The organism is Sapientia aquatica (assembly GCF_004358105.1).
GTDB classification, from domain to species: domain Bacteria; phylum Pseudomonadota; class Gammaproteobacteria; order Burkholderiales; family Burkholderiaceae_D; genus Solimicrobium; species Solimicrobium aquaticum.
On record NZ_SMYL01000005.1, the window covers coordinates 1 to 17,572 of the forward strand.

At 50.1% G+C, this 17,572-nt stretch carries 8 protein-coding genes and 1 tRNA gene; 4 read left to right on the plus strand and 5 right to left on the minus strand.

The window, feature by feature from the left end; genetic code table 11:
• The 5 genes from E2I14_RS11000 to E2I14_RS11020 all read right to left on the minus strand — a co-directional run.
• The coding region (locus E2I14_RS11000; protein ID WP_133328428.1) for a retention module-containing protein at positions 1 to 6,211 on the minus strand (6,211 nt) is incomplete at its 3' end.
• Positions 6,212 to 6,323: 112 nt separating this feature from the next.
• The gene (locus tag E2I14_RS11005) at positions 6,324 to 6,980 is read right to left on the minus strand and encodes a response regulator transcription factor (RefSeq protein ID WP_133328430.1); all 657 of its coding nucleotides are present in this window, start codon (positions 6,978 to 6,980) and stop codon (positions 6,324 to 6,326) included.
• Between the two features lie 22 nt (positions 6,981 to 7,002).
• The gene (locus E2I14_RS11010) at positions 7,003 to 8,439 is read right to left on the minus strand and encodes an HlyD family type I secretion periplasmic adaptor subunit (RefSeq protein WP_227544713.1); all 1,437 of its coding nucleotides are present in this window, start codon (positions 8,437 to 8,439) and stop codon (positions 7,003 to 7,005) included.
• A complete protein-coding gene (locus E2I14_RS11015) occupies positions 8,436 to 10,652 on the minus strand; it encodes a type I secretion system permease/ATPase (RefSeq protein ID WP_133328432.1) in 2,217 nt (738 codons plus the stop codon). The genes E2I14_RS11010 and E2I14_RS11015 overlap by 4 nt, the downstream gene beginning before the upstream one ends.
• Positions 10,653 to 10,944: 292 nt before the next feature.
• On the minus strand, positions 10,945 to 12,789 hold the full coding sequence (locus tag E2I14_RS11020) for a TolC family outer membrane protein (RefSeq protein WP_133328434.1): 1,845 nt from the start codon (positions 12,787 to 12,789) through the stop codon (positions 10,945 to 10,947).
• Positions 12,790 to 13,123: 334 nt separating this feature from the next.
• Here E2I14_RS11020 and E2I14_RS11025 point away from each other — a divergent pair, with 334 nt between their 5' ends.
• The 4 genes from E2I14_RS11025 (at position 13,124) to tig (ending at position 17,531) form a co-directional block, all read left to right on the plus strand.
• Positions 13,124 to 13,807: a transglutaminase-like cysteine peptidase gene (locus E2I14_RS11025; protein ID WP_227544714.1), complete on the plus strand. Its 684-nt coding sequence runs from the start codon at positions 13,124 to 13,126 to the stop codon at positions 13,805 to 13,807.
• A 41-nt stretch (positions 13,808 to 13,848) separates the two neighbouring features.
• Complete coding sequence (locus tag E2I14_RS11030) at positions 13,849 to 15,774, plus strand: bifunctional diguanylate cyclase/phosphodiesterase (RefSeq protein WP_133328436.1); 1,926 nt, start codon at positions 13,849 to 13,851, stop codon at positions 15,772 to 15,774.
• A 294-nt stretch (positions 15,775 to 16,068) separates the two neighbouring features.
• Positions 16,069 to 16,155: transfer RNA gene (locus tag E2I14_RS11035), tRNA-Leu, on the plus strand.
• A 26-nt stretch (positions 16,156 to 16,181) separates the two neighbouring features.
• Positions 16,182 to 17,531: a trigger factor gene (tig, locus tag E2I14_RS11040; RefSeq protein WP_133328438.1), complete on the plus strand. Its 1,350-nt coding sequence runs from the start codon at positions 16,182 to 16,184 to the stop codon at positions 17,529 to 17,531.
• The last annotated feature ends 41 nt before the right edge of the window (positions 17,532 to 17,572 follow it).

A 17,572-nucleotide genomic window follows, 5' to 3' on the forward strand; every position in this document is an offset into this window, starting at 1 on the left:
GTAAAGGTTCGGACAGAGAAATAACGCCGGTGCCGCTGTTGTAAGTATAGGTGTTGGTGCCATCGGTCAAATGACCTTGGGCATCTAATTTCAAGGTAACAGTTTGTGGAGCGTTCGCTCCTTCGGTCACAGTCAAAACCACGTTGCCGCCACTGGCCAAGGTCGCAATGCCAGTTGGCGTTAAGGTTACAGACGCATTGTTGGTCGTGCTCGATGTACTGCTAATTTCCGTCACGCCGTTGACCACAGTTCCTGGAATGGCGACCGTCAAGGCCGCATTTGCGCCAGTCGCAACGGGTGTGTATTCGGTCGCGGAAGCGGTGCTGGTAGCAGAAACGGCGCCAGTGACATCGTGTTCAACTGCCGAAATCGTCAATGTTTGACCATTACCCGGTAAAGCTTCGGACAGGGAAATAACGCCTGTTGTGCTGTTGTAAGTATAGGTGTTGGTGCCGTCGGTCAAATGACCTTGGGCATCTAATTTTAAGGTCACAGTTTGTGGCGAGTTCGTGCCTTCAGTGACCGTCAAGACCACGTTACCGCCACTCGCTAAAGTGGCAATGCCGGTTGGCGTCAAGGTGACCGACGCATTGTTGGTTGTGCTCGATGCGCTGCTGATCTCTGTTACGCCGTTGACGACGGTTCCTGGAATCGCGACCGTCAATGCTGCATTCGCGCCAGTCGCAACTGGTGTGTATTCGGTCGCGGATGCCGTATTCGTGCTACCGCTATGACCTGTAACATCGGTTTCGCCAGACGTAATCGTCAAACTATTGCCATTGCCCGGGGCTGCTACATTGAATGTGATCGCTCCGGTGGCTGGGTTGTAGGTGAAATTGGTGTTGCCGTTGGAATCGACTAACTGGCCGACACCGTTTAATTTCAAATTAACGGTTTCCACTGCGCCATTGTCGTTGAGCGTGACTTGCACGCTGCCACCGGAATTGAGTACCGCTTGTCCATTGGCGTCTAACACGACGTTAGCCGCAACCGTGCTGCCGGTGGTGGTTGTGCTTAACAAGGTTGCGCTGTTGGGTGAGCCGTTGGCGATTGAGACGTTTGGTGTGTCGGTCAATGCTGTGTATTCGGTTGCGGTGGACGTGTTTGAGCCGGCATTGACTCCATTTGCATCGGTCACGCTGGATGTAATGGTCAAGCTATTTCCATTGCCCGGTGCTGCTTCGGCAAACGTGATGGTGCCAGTTGCTGGGTTGTAGCTGAAATTGGTGTTGCCGTTGGCATCCACTAAAACGCCGCTGGCATTGAGTTTTAAACTAACCGACTCGGTTACGCCATTGTCGTTTAAGGTGGCAATGACAGTTCCGCCGGAATTCAATACGGCTTGGCCGTTAGCATCTAACGTGACCGTTGCCGCGACAGTGCTGCCGGTGGTGGATGCATTCAACAAAATATTGCTGTTGGCAGCGCCATTCGCGATTGCTACGTCCGGAATATCCGTCGCTGGGGTGTATTCAGTGCCGCTGGCTGAATGGAATGTTGACGTCGTACCGGCTAAATCGGTCAAGCTGGCAGTGATGCTTAATGTGTTGCCATTACCCGGAGCCGCTTCGGTAAAGGTGATTGTCCCAGTAGCTGGGTTGTAACTGAAATTTGTGTTGCCGTTGGCATCCACTAGTACGCCGCTACTGTTGAACTTGAGGCTAACTGATTCGGTTACGCCATTGTCGTTTAAGCTGGCATTCAACGTGCCACCGGAGTTCAATACAGCTTGTCCGTTAGCGTCCAACGCGATTGTGGCTGCCACGCTGTTGCCGGTTGTTGTGGCATTCAATAAAACCGCACTATTGGCTGCGCCGTTGGCAACTGCTACGTTTGGAACATCGGTGACGGGCGTGTATTCGGTGCCCGTCGCAGTATGGGTTGGTGAACTCGCACCGGCTGCATCGGTAATGCTAGAGCTAATAGTTAACGTGTTGCCGTTACCTGGTGCTGCCTCGGTGAACGTAATTGCACCAGTAGCTGGGTTATAGCTGAAATTGGTGTTGCCGTTAGCATCGACTAAGACACCGCTGCTGTTGAGTTTGAGACTGACCGATTCAGTCACGCCGTTGTCGTTCAGGGTCGCAGTGACCGTTCCGCCAGAATTCAATACCGCTAGGCCGTTGGTATCTAAAGTAATCGTCGCCGCGACAGTGCTGCCGCTAAGGGAGGCGTTCAACAAAACATTGCTGTTAATCGCGCCATTAGCGATGGACACATTCGGCGTGTCGGTCACAGGAGCATATTCTGTTGCGCTTGCAGTGCCTTGCAGCGAATTGTTGTTCACGTCAGTAATGGTGGCGGAAATTACAATCGGGCCAGTGCCGCTAGCAGGTAGATTTTCAGTAACCGTGATCGTGTTATTGGCACTGTTGTAGCCACCCACAGGATTGTTATTGCTATCGACTAATTGGGTGCCATTCAAATGCAAGCTTGGGCCAGCTACGCCGTTATTGCTAATAACGATATTGCCGCCGTTTGCCAAAATGGTCGCATCGGCTGGGCTAATGCTAACAGTCGCCGTAGTCGTGGTCGCGCCGCTGGCGTTGCTGATAAATCCGTTGACTGCGCTGTTGATGGTGACGATAGGCTGCGTTTCTGTGCCCGTGTATTCAATCGTGCTGGCGCTGCCATTAGCGGAGTGGTTGTAGGCATCGGTAATCGTTGCACTAATCGCTAATGTGCCGCTGCCGCCAGCTGGTAAATTTTCTGAAACGGTAATCGTGTTATTGCTGCTGTTGTAGCTGCCATAGGGGTTATTGTTTGCATCGACTAATTGACCGCCGCTCAAATGCAAAGTCGGGCCAGCGACGCCGTTATTGGCGATGACGATATTGCCGCCATTGGCCAAAATCGTTGCATCGGCTGGACTAATGCCGATCACAGCCGTCGTGCTAGTTGCGCCAGAAGCATCGTTAAAATACGACGGCGTTCCAGTCGTTGCGCCAGTAATGGTAACAGTCGGCGCGGTGATGGTGGCGCTGTATTCGGTTGTCGCCGCGCTGCCCTGAGCGCTGTTACCGAGTGAATCAGTAATGGCTGCAGAAATCAACATCGAGCCGCTGCCACCTGCTGGTAATGCTTCCGTGACGGTAATCGTATTGGTGGCGCTGTTGTACGTGCCGACAGGATTGTTGCTCGCGTCAACTAATTGTGTGCCGTTTAAGTGCAGGGCGGGGCCAGCCACGCCATTATTGCTGATAACGATATTGCCGCCGTTAGCCAAAATCACCGCGTCCGACGCGCTAATGCCAACCGTTGCAGTCGTTGTGCTTGCGCCATTGGCTGCATTGTAGAAAGACGGTGAACCAGCCGTTGCGCCATTGATGGTCACAGTCGGTGCGCTCACTACATATTCGGTCGCGCTGGTATTGACCACGTTAGATGAATTACCCAATGAATCGACCACCGCCGCTGAAACACTGAGCGTATTGCCATTACCCGGCGCGGCTTCGGTGAGCGTTACCACGCCAGTTGCACTGTTGTACGAAACCGAGCTAGGAGTCACGCCAGTGCTATCAACCAACTGACCAGCGGCATTTAAATGTAATGCCAATGATTGCGCTGTGCCGGCATCGTTGACAGTCACATTCAGCGTGCCACCGTTACTTAAAATAATCGCGTTAGTCGGATTGATGCCCACCAACGCTGACACCGTTGTCGCTGTGGCAGGCTCGACCAAAACGCCCGCACTCGCAGAACCGGTTGCACCGGGGATGGAAACGGTAGGTGCTGTCGTTACGTATTCGGTTGCGGTGGCCGTTGAGGTCGATGCAACGCCCGAGCTCGTGATGACGGAAGCGGTCACGCCGATTGAATTGCCGTTACCCGGTGCAGCCTCGGTCAAGGTTACTACGCCGGTGGCAGCATTGTAGGAAACCGAGCTTGGAGTTGTTCCTGTGCCATCCACTAACTGACCAGCAGCATTCAAATGCAGTGCTAATGTTTGGGTAGCGCCCGCATCATTGACCGTAATAGTGAGCGTTCCACCATTATTTAAAATTGACGTATCGCCAGCGCTCAAGCCAACTGAAGCGGTCGCCGTGCTCGTGCCCGGAGCGTCGATTAACAGACCACCAGCATTTGCACCATTGATTACAACGTTAGGAAGATCAACATTGACGGAGTAGGGCGCATCGGTGCTACCAGAATACGGATTGCCTGCAGGATCATTGCCCGTCACGGTCGCATGGACGGAATCAACGGGCGCATTCGCCAACACATTGCCCGGAACGCCTATGCTGTACGTGCCGCCCGGTTGCACCGTACCTGTGTAGGACTGTCCACCTACGCTCAGAGTAACGGTCGAACCAACTTGCACCGTATTTGAAACCGTACCGGTAATTGCGACTGGATTGCTGCTAGCGGCCTCGACACCATTAATGGCAGGAATTGCGTTGATCGCAATACTGACAGGCGGCGCAACCAACTCAACTGCGTAAGGTAAATCCGCGGTAGCGGTTGCGGTATTGCCCGCGGCATCAGTCGAAGAGACAGACGCATGAATCGAATCCGTCGCCGCACTCGCTAATACATTGCCCGGCACGCCGATGGTGTAGGTTCCGCCAGTTTGCACTGCGCCAGTGTAGGTCTGACCACCGACAGTAATAGTAACCGTATCGCCCACATGCACATTCGCTGAAACCGTGCCGGTGACGTTAATCGGATTGCTACTAGCGGCTTGCGCGCCATTCACAGTCGGAATTGCATTGATTGAGACGCTAACTGGCAGCGATGCCAACTCGACCGAATACGGCAAATCTGCGCTTGCTGTCGCTGTATTTCCGGCTGCATCGGTCGAAGAAACAGTGGCGTGAATCGAATCGGCAGGGGCATTCGCTAATACATTGCCCGGCACGCCAATGCTGTAAGTGCCGCCAGGTTGAACAGTGCCTGTGTAGGATTGACCGCCGACTGTGATGGTGACTGTGTCACCCACATGCACATTGCTGGACACTGTGCCGGTGACGTTGATTGGATTACTGCTAGCGGCAGCCGCGCCGTTTACGGTTGGAATTGCGTTAATTGTGACGCTAACTGGTGGTGCAACTAATTCAACGGTGTAAGGTAAATCTGCCGTGCTGGTGGCGATATTGCCCGCTGCATCCGTGGATGAAACGCTAGCGTGAATCGAATCGGTTGAGGCATTCGCTAACACGTTGCCCGGCACACCAATGCTATACGTGCCGCCAGTTTGAACGGTACCTGTATATGTTTGTCCGCCAACCGTGATGGTAACTGTGTCGCCCACATGCACGTTGCTTGAAACGGTTCCGGTAACATTGATCGGATTGCTGCTCGCCGCTTGCGCGCCGTTAATGGTTGGAATGGCGTTAATGCTCACGCTCACTGGCGGAGCCACTAATTCGACCGAATATCCTTGGGTAGCGGCACTGCTGATAATGCCGCCGGAAGTATTCGTGATGCCAACGCTCGCGGTAATTGTGTCGCTTTGCGCCCCGGCCAAAATACTGGCTGGCACTTCGACGCTATAGGTTCCGCCGGCACGCACGAATCCGGTGTAGGTGTGACCATCAACGATAATACGAACGGTGTCGCCAACCGGCACGTTAGCGCTGACAGTTCCCGTAACGGCAATCGAATTACCACTGTTGGCAATCGCATTGTTAATCGTTGGTATCGGATTGATGCTAATCGTTGGTTCCGTCACCGCGCCGATATGTGGCACATTGGTTGGTGGAATAAATTGCGCTGCTGTTACTACGCCGGAGGTCGCAAAATTAGCGGTGGTGTAATTTTCGACAATTCGTAACAACTGCACAAACGAGTGCGAGCTATTGTCGTCGGTGCCACCGGTAATACCGGCAGCGGCTGGGTCGGCTAATAATTGATCTAAACTGGCGTTAGCAGCGATCAGATTGCCAACATCGTTTAATTGATTTCCAAATTGGGCGTTTTGCGCACTAATGGCCGCATTCTGAGCTAACGATTGCGCGTCCGTTGCGTCGCTCGCAAGGAAGGCTGAATCCAGCGTCACCGTCTCATTTTGATGAGCAATAAAGCTGTGACCGTTCGGCAAACTCAGTTCAACGCTAGAACCAGCGGCAGTCACCACCACATCGCCTTCATGCACCGCGTCGCCCAATTTCAACGCTACCTTGGTGCCATCCGGATGCAAAATAAATGCTTGTCCTTGAATCGCGGTAACAGTGCCGATTACGGTGCCAGAAACGATGTTTGAAGTTGCCATGGTTAAGCCTCACGCCATTTGATAAGAGTGGGAGAACTTTAACAGGGCAATACAGGGGAAGATATTGTACCGAAGTACAGTAGGGCGACTAAAAAGTGCGGATAAAACGTGGTTAGGATGACATGCCGCGAATTTTTAGGGCTAATTGCAACCTATCTTGCACATTTAGCTTGGTAAATAATCCACTAACGTGCGCTTTGACGGTACGTTCGGTGATCGCTAGCTGACGGGCGACTTCCTTGTTACTCGCGCCCGCGGCGATGGCTGCTGCCACCTCGATTTCACGTTCGGTTAATTTGTCTTGCCATTTAGTGCTGTCCGGCGCGCTTGCTTTAGTATTTGCCTCAGTCTGCGTGACAGACGGCGTGACCTGATTAATTCCCACCAATAAGCGCGACATTAACGATTCACCGATCCACAAACCACCTTGTTCGACCACGACCGCGACCTGCTGCAAGACTTCTGCCGCTGCATGGCTATTGCAGTAAGCGCGGGCTGCGCTAGAAAAAGCTTGCATCGCATCGTCGTCATTGGGCATATCGCTCAATACAATCAACGCAGCGCCGCCAATGTGTTCGCGTACTGCGTTAATTTGTTGGGGCGCCGCAATTCCCTCAGCCGGATTTTGTAGTCGCAGCCACACAAAATCGACTTGTTCATGCTTTGGTAAATCCGCTGCCGTTATCCCAACTGCGGTCGGAAAAGCTTGCGTCCACCGAGCGAGTAGCTCAGCGTTGGCGGAAATAAAAAGATGTTTTTTGGTAGTCACAATCGAATCTTTAAATAAGTTCTTAGCGTTCCGTCATGGCTGCTTGTTTGGCCCGTAATACCGGCTTTAACAAGTAAGAGAGAATGCTTTTGCGACCAGTAATAATATCCACCTCGGCCACCATCCCGGGAATGATGGGCAGGTTATTGGCTAAAAAGGTTTTGGTGGTACTCACGCGCACCACATAAAACGTATTGCCATGATCATCAGTCACCGAATCCGCGCCGATTAATTCTACGGTGGCATCCAAGCCGCCATAGATCGAAAAATCATACGCGGTAAACTTCACCATCGCTTTTTGTCCTTGGCGTAAAAAAGCGATATCGCGTGGCTGCACTTTGGCTTCCAAGATCAATTTACCTTCGCTTGGCACCACTTCAACAATATCGCGCCCTGGCTGTACCACCCCGCCCACGGTATTGACCAGCAAGCGTTTGATCGTGCCTTTGACTGGCGAACGAATTGACGACTGCTTTACTTTGTCATTCAAGCCTGCGCTCGATTGGGTTAACGCATTGAGCTTAGCCATTGTTTCGGAAAATTCCTTGCTGGCTAAATTGCGGTAGTTGAGTTCGACCTCGGTAATTTTACGTTCGCCTTCGTTGACGGCGGCGCGCATGCGGGAGATTTGCGAACTGGCGATGTCGCGCTCGCTGCGATATCGATCCACGTCGCGTTGCAAGCGCAGTAAATCCATCTCGGATACTGCACCCGAATTTAATAACGGCTTGGTGACATTTAATTCTTTTAGCGACGATTCATACGACTGCGAACTTTGCGTTTGCTTAGAAATTGCTTCCGCTAATTCATGCCGACGTTGCTCCAATTCTTGACGTGCAATGGAGATTTGCGTTTGAACTTCTGAATTGGCCGAGTTGTATAACTGCCGCTCTTGTTCGACGGTGGTTGGATCTTCCGACATCACGTCCGCCGGTGGTGAAAATGGCTTACCTTCCCGAATCGCCTGTAAACGGGCTGCTTTGGCTGAGAGCGATAAATATTCGGAGCGATTTTCTTTTACCGAGGCTTCAAAGCGAGTGGAATCGACTTGTAGCAAGACTTGTCCGACATTGACGCTATCGCCTTCCTTAACCAGAATCTGCGACACAATTCCGCCGTCTAAACTTTGCAAAACTTGTAGCTGTTGCGATGGAATCACCTTGCCATCGCCGCGGGTAATTTCATCGATATCGACCAAGCCAGCCCAAATGATAAACAGCACAAACGAAGCACATAAGGCGCGCAACAAAATGCGCGCACGCAACGGCTCTTGCTCGATAATGACGCGGTCGGCATCTTGTAAAAAATCGCGTTCAGACGACGGTTCGTTTTCCTTCCAACGATCAAAAAACGGCGCCAAAACGCGATCTAGCCGAACCCGAACGAATTCCATCTTGGATGTAACCCAGCGCACAAACTGAAGGAGCTTAGCACCAGAGCGCATAATGAAATTACTCATTTCGCCCCCGTGATTTTGCCAGCTTGCAGCGCAGCGATAATTTGCGCTTTGGGACCATCGGCGACGATTAATCCACCATCCATCACAATGATTCGGTCGGCCAAATCCATGAGGCTCGAGCGATGCGTGACGATAATCATGGTTTTATGTCTGCCGAATTGGCCCAGACGCTCTTTTAACTGCGATTCAGAAATAAAATCCATTGCGCTAGTCGGTTCATCGAGCAACATGATCGGTGGGTCGAGCAGCACCGAGCGCGCAATCGCAATGCTTTGGCGTTGGCCTCCAGACAAGGATTCGCCACGTTCACTGACCACCATGTCGAAACCTTCGGGATGGCTATTCACAAAGTCGGCTAAACCTGCCAATTCGGCGGCCGCAACCAATGCGCGGTCATCGGCGTAGGGGGCGCGTATGGCAATGTTTTCGCGCAAGGTGCCATAAAACAAGGTTGAATCCTGCGCGACATAGCCCAGACTGCGGCGCAAATCAGCGGGATCGAGTTGGCGCAAGTCGATTCCGTCCAGTAGCACAGCGCCTTTGGTCGGAGCGTATAAGCCGAGTATCAACTTTTGCATGGTCGATTTACCTGAACCGACTCGACCAATAATGGCGACATGTTCGCCCGGTTTAACGCTAAAACTCACTCCCCGCAATGCGGTTTCTTCACGCCCCGGATAGGCGAAATGCACGTCTTTGAATTCGATATTGCCGCGAATTTCTGGTCGATGAACGAAAGTCGCTTCATCGCTGCGTTCGCTTGGCGTATTCATGATGCCTTCGAGCGCATTCATCGAGTTTTTAGCGTTTTCAAATTGGAGCAACAAGCCCACCACTTGACCAAGCGGTGCCATGGCGCGACCCGCTAACATCGTGGCTGCAATTAAGCCGCCCATGGTTAACATTTTTTCGTGAATCAGATACACGCCGGCGACCACAATTGCTACGTTGACGAATTGCTGGATCGCTGATGCGCCGTTCATACTGGTGGCCGACAATAAGCGCAATTGAGCGCTGACACGGGCTAGGAAGGCGGTAGTTTTTTCCCACTTGGCTTGCATCTGACTCTCAGCGCCATTAGCTTTAATGGTTTCCAAGGCGGTCAAGCTTTCAACCAAAGTCGCATTGCGTAAGGCCGAAGCGCAGAAGGTGGTTTCAGACAATTCGCGCATGCGATGCTGAATCACGTAGCTATACATAATCACCGCCAAAATGCCTAACACCGGCAAGAAAACCAGCGGCCAAGAAATCCATGCGATAACGATTAAAAACACCAGCGCGAACGGTAAATCGATCAAGGTCGTCACCGTAGCTGACGCGATAAAATCGCGCACCACTTCAAACGAGCGCAAGTTAGACGCAAACGCGCCAACCGAAGCAGGGCGCTGCGATAAGCGCATTCCCAAGACGCGCTCCATGATTAATGCCGATAATTTCAGATCAATCCGCGCGCTGGCTAAATCAACAAAATGCCCACGCAATAAGCGAATGACGTAATCCAAAATTAGTACCAAAGTCATGCCAGCAGCAAAGACCCACAGCGTCTCTAGCGCGTAATTGGGCACCACGCGGTCATACACATTCATCGAAAACAACGGCATCGCAATCCCGAACAGATTGATCAACAGAGCCGCCGCCATGATGTCTTTGAACAGTGAAACCTGATCGAGTATCGTGCCCCAAAACCAATGTTTTTGTGGTGTGTCGCTAATTGGCGGAGTGCGGTTATCGAAGCGAAAGCGTGGACGTGAAAACAGAGTGACGCCTTCGTAACGCTGTTCTAATTCGTCGAGAGGTAAAAAAACTTCGCCTTGCCCAGAATCGGGGAACAGCAATTTAGCGTTACTAGTCACCGGATTCCAGCTCAGCAAAACGCAGGCTTGATTGTTTTTTAATAACAGGATGGCTGGTAATAATGCCGGATCGATTTTGGTTAATTCGCGGCGCACGACCTTGGCGGAAAATCCTGCGTTTGACGCGGCGCGGGTAAATAACGCGGGCGTTAAACCTTGGGCAGAAAGTGGCAATCCGGCCGATAGCGCAGCCTTGGTATTTGGTCGGCCATAAATGCGGGTTAATTCCACCAAGCAATCGAGCAGGGGATCGGTGTGCAGTTGATCTTCGGGTAAGTCAATGTCGATGCGTGAATGGAGTGGGGTGCTTTGGTTTGACACTGTCGGATTGTTCGGTGGTTGCGTGTCGTTCACTATCATTGCTTTTTCCGGTCTAGTCGATGAGCCTGCAATGGAATGCGGCGGTTAAACTTGGGCGGTTCGTTGCGCCAATAGATCACAGGTTTTTAATGGCAATCGACCTACGCTAATAAATTTACCCGCCATTACCGACGTATCTTGCCCAAGACGCGCCGAATGGCTTTTACATAGTAGTTCAAAAAGTACTAAAAATCATTGCCTGAAAGAATTTTTTAAACTTGTTTTGTAACGCAGTCCGTTTTTACTGCGATTAGCAGCAAAAACGGGAGGGTTATGCTTGGCCGGGAAGTGCTTATCGGGCTTCTGGAATTTCCGACACGATCAACCAACGACCGTTGATGTTTTCCCATTCCATTGTTTTTTCAACTAGGTCACTGTAAATGTCACTGACGTATTCTTGATGAAATTGCGTTACCGCATGGTTGGCATCTTTGAAGGTGAATTCAATATTGCTGATCTTGACCGAAATGGACTTTTTCTCGGATATGCGCGCATTGCGGCGTTCCTTCCATTTGTCGTGATCTTTGTCCATGCTCGCCTTAAAGGTGCTGCTGTAGCAATTTAAGTACGCTGTAATATTTTTGCCTTCCCACGATTTGCGCCACACAGAAATCATGCCTTCGATCGCTTTTTGCGCTGGGACTGTTGATACTTCGGCGGCCGCAGTTGGCGCCGGGGAAACAGCCGTTTTGTCGCGCTCTGAAACCGTCGCCGCCGCCGCTGGAGCAGAATCTTTTAACAATGCAATCGCGCGTTGATTTAACTCTTCTTTATTGGTGACATAAGTTTGCGGCGCTTCGATTGGGCAATGGGCCGCTTGAGTTTCGTCGTCGCCATCAAACTTAGGCAGCGGGCCTGCATCGGGGCGTGTTAATCCTAATGTTCGGAATAAATTGCCCATGCCAGCCTGCATTCGTGCGAACGCAATTTGTTGATCGTATTGCGCTTCAATGTAGGAGCGCTTTGCTTGGAATAACTCGTTTTCGGTATCCAATAAATCCAGCAACGTCCGTTGACCAATGTTGAACTGCTGGCGATACGCATCGCGCGCTTTTTCGATCGACAATTGATGTTGATCGAGGTAGGTCAGTAATTCAGTGATTTTGTGTCTGTCGTTATAGGCAATTTCAAGGTTTTGGCGCGTGTCTCGGCACACTTTATCGCGGTAGTCGCGGGTTACGTTGATTTGATCGGCCAGTTGATGCAATTTGGCGCGGTCGCTAAAGCCATTAAAGATATTCCATGACAAAACGATTTGCGCCGATTTGTCGTTGGTTTCACCGATTTCGCTGTTGATATTGGTGCCGTGCTGACCACTTAAGCGCACATCAACGCGCGGTTGGAAGGCACTTTTGCGTCCACTCGCTTCGCTATTGGCGGCGCGAATATTTTCGATTGCGGCCAACAATGCTGGATTGTTTGAATTTGAGGTGCTGATTGCCGCGCTTAATTCTGGCGGAATTTCTTTGTCTAGTCCGCGTGTTTCAGCCAGCATTGGCCCTGGTGGTTGCCCAACTAAACGCTGATAACGTGCGCTAACGTCGTGCAAATTGGATGTTTCTGTTAATAAGTTGGCTTCTGCCACCGCAAGGCGGGCTGATGATTGTTCTAAGTCAACCCGTCGGCCAACACCGGCTTTGGCTTTGCTTTGTAGTTGTTCGTATAGGGCGCGATGTTGTACGTAATTATCTTCGGCCAAGCCGACTAATTTGCGGTAGCGCAACACATCGAGATGAGCGCGTACAACTTCAAGCGTGGTGGTTTCAGTTGCGTCGTACAAGTCGTACAGCTTGACTAAGCGGTTGTGATCAAGCCGCGCGACTTCATTTTTGGTAGCGAAGCCGTCGTACAACATTTGCGTCAACGTAATTGATTGCGAGTGGGAATTATAGTTGTTGCGTAGCAACGGTTCATTGTGCATCTCATAACTGCTACCTGCTTGCACATCGACCTTGGGCAAATAGCCGCCCGATGCCACATCGCGCTCACCATTTGCTGCTTGAAAAGCATGCCATTTGATTTGAACTTCTGGATTGGTCAGCACAGCCTCTTGCGCCGCTTGCTGCACTGTCGTGACTTGGGCGTTAGCTAGAACCGGGAGCAAGCTAAGTAGTAACAAGTTCTTTTTTTTCAGCATATACACAATCTTTTGAGCAAAAGGAAATAGTTGATAGTTCTAACGTGTGAGGCGTTAACAAATTGTTGATGCAAATGTAATGTGTGTAACATTTTCTCATAATTTAAGATTTATTTTTTCTTTTGTGTCCTGAGTGAAACTTTAATTTACAAAATTAGCGAATTAATTTTACTTTATTTTAACTTGTGTGGTTCTGGAAAGTATTTCAGCAAAACTTTTTATACATCCTAAAATTAAGGCCACCGTTGCGGCAGCAACTTCCCGATTCCTGTTTAACGCTAGCTGCAATCAGCTTTGGCGCTAGGCGAAAATACAACTCAGCCCGCAATAAATAATGATCAAACGTATTAATAAGGTTTTGTTGCTATTAATGACGATTGTTGCCTTATCGCTTTGGTGCTTGCAATCGTCGCAATGGGCATTTGCGCTCGATATGAATCTGGTTCAGCAAACTTTTAAGCGCATGGGTGGCAAGCCTCAGGCCTTGGCGGAGTGGCAAAACCTGCTGCAAGAGGCGAAGGATTTACCGATTAATGAAAAATTAAAACGGGTGAACACGTTCTTTAATCACCACATTACTTTTGCCGAAGACATTGATGTGTGGGGGCAAGACGATTATTGGGCTACGCCGATGGAGTCGCTCTCAAAGGGGCGCGGGGATTGTGAAGATTATGTGATCGCGAAGTACTTTGTATTGCGTGAATTAAATGTTCCTGAAAAGCAACTTCGCTTAATATATGTTAAAGCGCACATCGGACGAGTTGACAGTCAAGTTGAGCAGGCCCACATGATTTTGGCGTATTACCCAACGCCGGATGAGGAGCCGCTCATTCTCGATAACTTAATTACCGATATCCGACCCGCTTCAAGACGTCCCGACCTGCGACCAATATTTAGTTTTAATAGCGAGGGCGTCTTTGTCGGCGTGACGGGAAGCGCATCAGTCGGGCCGGGCGGAGTGGGGCGATTGTCACGTTGGGCTGATTTGCTGCAGCGAGCCCATGCTGAAGGTTTTTAAACTAAATTTAGAATTAACTGAATCATAAATAGGAGTTGACGATGTCAATGTATCGCCAAATATGGCTTTCGCTATTGCTAACCGCAGCGTTAAGTTTGGCCGGAGGTTTGTTAGCCTCGACCTATAGCGCGCGAGGCTATCTTGAAGATCAATTGCGCATTAAGAATTCCGACAATGCGGCGTCGTTGGCGTTGTCGCTAGGTCAGCATGGACAGGACCCGGTCGACATTAAATTGGCGGTCGCCGCGATGTTTGATAACGGTCATTACGAATTAATTCGTGTGGTGGATCCGCATGGGGTGGAAGTCGTTGCACGTAAAGCCAATACTGAAATCTATGATGCACCAATGTGGTTTGTAAATTTAGTCCCGCTGCGTTCGCTGCCCGGCGAAGCACAAATCAGCAATGGTTGGAATCAGGTCGGCAAGGTCACTATTATTAGTAATACCCGATTTGCATACCGAACATTGTGGGAATCAACGCTGGCGATGGTTGGGGCGTTATTTTTCAGCAGCTTCTTGGGCGGTTGGTTAGGAACGCTGGTCTTGCGCCGTCTGAAAAAAACGCTCAACGAAGTGATCGCCCAAGCGCAGGCCATTACGGAACATCATTTCATTACTACGCCAGAATCCAATGTGCCGGAATTGCGTCAATTGACTTCGGCCATGAATACAACCGTTCTACTGTTGAAAAAGATGTTCGCTGAAGAAGCAATTCGCCTAGAGCGGGTGCGCTTGGAAGCGAATTCAGATTCCCTGACTGGCTTGGCGAATCGCAGCTATTTCATGGCGCAGTTGCAAGCGCTGTTTGAAATGGAAGATGCTAATTCTGGAACGCTCTTATTAATTCGTATTGCCAACTTAGCCGATATCAATAAGCGCTTGGGTCGGAGTCAAACCGACGAAATGCTCAAAGCAGTCGCGGCAGTTTTATTGCGCGCGACAGAAAAAATCCCCAACGCGTTGTCGGCTCGCTTGAATGGCGCAGACTTTGGCGTGTTGTTGCCCCTCACCGAGCAGCATCCAATTTCTGATCAGTTGCTTGAGCAACTTGTGGTGGGAACTTCCGCCTACATTCAACAGGGCACGGTTGCGTATATCGGCGCGGGGCAGTTCAGCTACGGTCTGAATTCTGCCAATCTTTTAAGTCAGGTTGATTCCGCGCTAGCGGCGGCTGAGGCACAGGGAATTAATTGTATCCGCGATGCGGGCGTTGTGGTGAATGCCGATGCGCCGCGCAGCAATGAGCAATGGCTGCGCTTACTCTATCAAGCGATTGAGAATCGAGAAACTAAGTTGGGCGCTTTTCCGGTCACCGACTTCAATCAACAATTGGTGCACAGCGAATGTCCACTGCGCATGCGCGTGGCGGGTGAATGGTTGCCAGCAGGGCGGTTTTTCCCGGTCGCCGAGCGCTTGGGCTTGAGTTCCACCATGGACACCACCGCGCTCACTTTGGGTATTGAGGAGCTGAATGCAAATCGCCAAATCGCAGGTTTAGCAATTAACTTATCGGCGCGTTCCTTAGAGGACGAGACATTCTGTAATTATGTGCGCACGATGTTGTTGGCCAATCCGAAAGCCAGCAAACGGCTTTGGATTGAATTTCCAGAATACGGCGCTTTTGCTCATATTGCGGCATTCACCGAGTTCGTCCGGCAGATGAAAGAAACCGGCTGCAAAGTTGGCTTAGAGCATTTTGGACGGCAATTTAGTCAAATTGGTTTGCTGCAAGAATTGAAATTGGATTATTTAAAAGTGGATGCAAGTTTTATCCGCGATATTGCTCATAACTCCGGCAATCAAGTGTTTTTGAAAGGCTTAATCAGCATTGGGCACAATTTAGGGATGCAAATCTTTGCCGAGGGCGTGACCGAGCAAGCAGAAATGAGTACTTTAGAGCAACTTGGCTTTGACGGCGCGACCGGGCCAGGCGTCAAAATCGCCTCGTTTGAAAATAAAGTTTAAATTGTGGGGCGACGCTAATCACGGCCAGTTGGAATTGACGCCGTTATTTCAAACGTCCAAGTTACCGCGAGAACAAGATTCTTTTATAGAAAATCACAACAGGTCGAACCGGAAAAGTGTAAGAAAACACAGTTTTTTTCATAAAATCAGCGCAATACGGCTTATTTTCTTGTAGAATATGCGGCTGGAGTTAAAGTGCCTCATGCAGAAATGCATGTGGAAATTTAAGCGACTTAGTCGCTTTTGTTTTTTCTGCACACTAAATATGCATATTCATCAAGTATGCACACTACCGCGAGGATGGCGAAATTGGTAGACGCACCAGGTTTAGGTCCTGACGCCAGTAATGGTGTGGGGGTTCGAGTCCCCCTTCTCGCACCACAGACAATTTTTATTTGGACGATTAAATGGTAACTGCTGTCGAAACATTGGGTAAATTAGAACGCCGCCTCACTATCACTGTGCCTTTGGCCGAAGTGCGTGTGGAAGTTGAAAAACGCTTAAAAGTCCGCGCTCGCACAGCTAAAGCACCGGGTTTTCGTCCGGGTAAAGTGCCGATGAAAATGGTTGCCGCGCAGTTCGGTTATCAAGTGGAATCGGAAGTATTGAACGACAAAGTTGGCCGCGCTTTCAGCGATGCCGCTAACGAAAACAAACTGCGCGTAGCTGGCTACCCAAGCATTGCACCAAAAGAAGGTGCAGATGTAACGACTGGCCAAGCCGTATTTGACGCAACATTCGAAATCTATCCTGATGTCACCATCGGTGATTTGACTGCAGCCGAAGTTACCCAAGTTAAAACCACTGTTAGCGATGTAGAAATCGATAAAACGATCGACATTCTGCGCAAACAGCGCGTGCATTTCCACGTTAAAGGCCAAGCCGGCGAACACGGCGACGGCGGTGCAGATGTTTCCGCTCAAAACGGCGACCGTGCCACAGTAAATTTCGTCGGCACTATCGACGGCGTTGAATTCCAAGGCGGTAAAGCAGACGGTTTCGTTTTCGTGTTAGGCGAAGGCCGCATGTTGCCTGAATTCGAAGCCGCAACAATCGGCTTGAAAACTGGCGAATCCAAAGTATTCCAAATGACTTTCCCTGCGGATTACCACGGTAAAGACGTTGCAGGCAAAACAGCAGAATTCACCATTACATTGACTCAGTTAGAATGGGCGCACTTGCCAGAAGTCGATGCTGAATTTGCGAAAATGTTGGGCGTGGAAGACGGCGATTTAGCTAAAATGCGCGCAGACATTAAAGAAAATTTAGAGCGTGAAGTCGGTGGTCGCGTAAAAGCGCAAACCAAAAACAGCGTGATGGATGCATTGTTAAAGATTTCTGAATTTGACGTACCAAAAGTATTGATCAACCAAGATTCCGAGCGTTTAGCAGAAATGACTCGTCAAGACATGGCGCAACGCGGCATGAATGTGAAAGACGTTCCATTCCCATTGGAAATGTTCCACGCGCAAGCAGAACGCCGTGTGCGTTTGGGCTTGATCTTGGCTGAATTGGTAAAAGTTAACGGCTTGAAAGCGACTTTTGAACAAGTTGAAGCGCAAGTTGCTGATTTTGCAAAGAGCTACGAAGATCCAAAACAAGTCATGCGTTACTATTTCAACGACAGAAATCGTTTAGCTGAAGTAGAAGCCCTTGTATTAGAAGAAAACGTCGTCAACTTCGTACTCGGTAAAGCAAAAGTAACCGATAAAGTCATCTCTTTTGATGAATTGATGGGTAACCAAGCTCAGGCATAATTAGGCTAATGTGATTTATTGACCTGATTATGCTCATAATC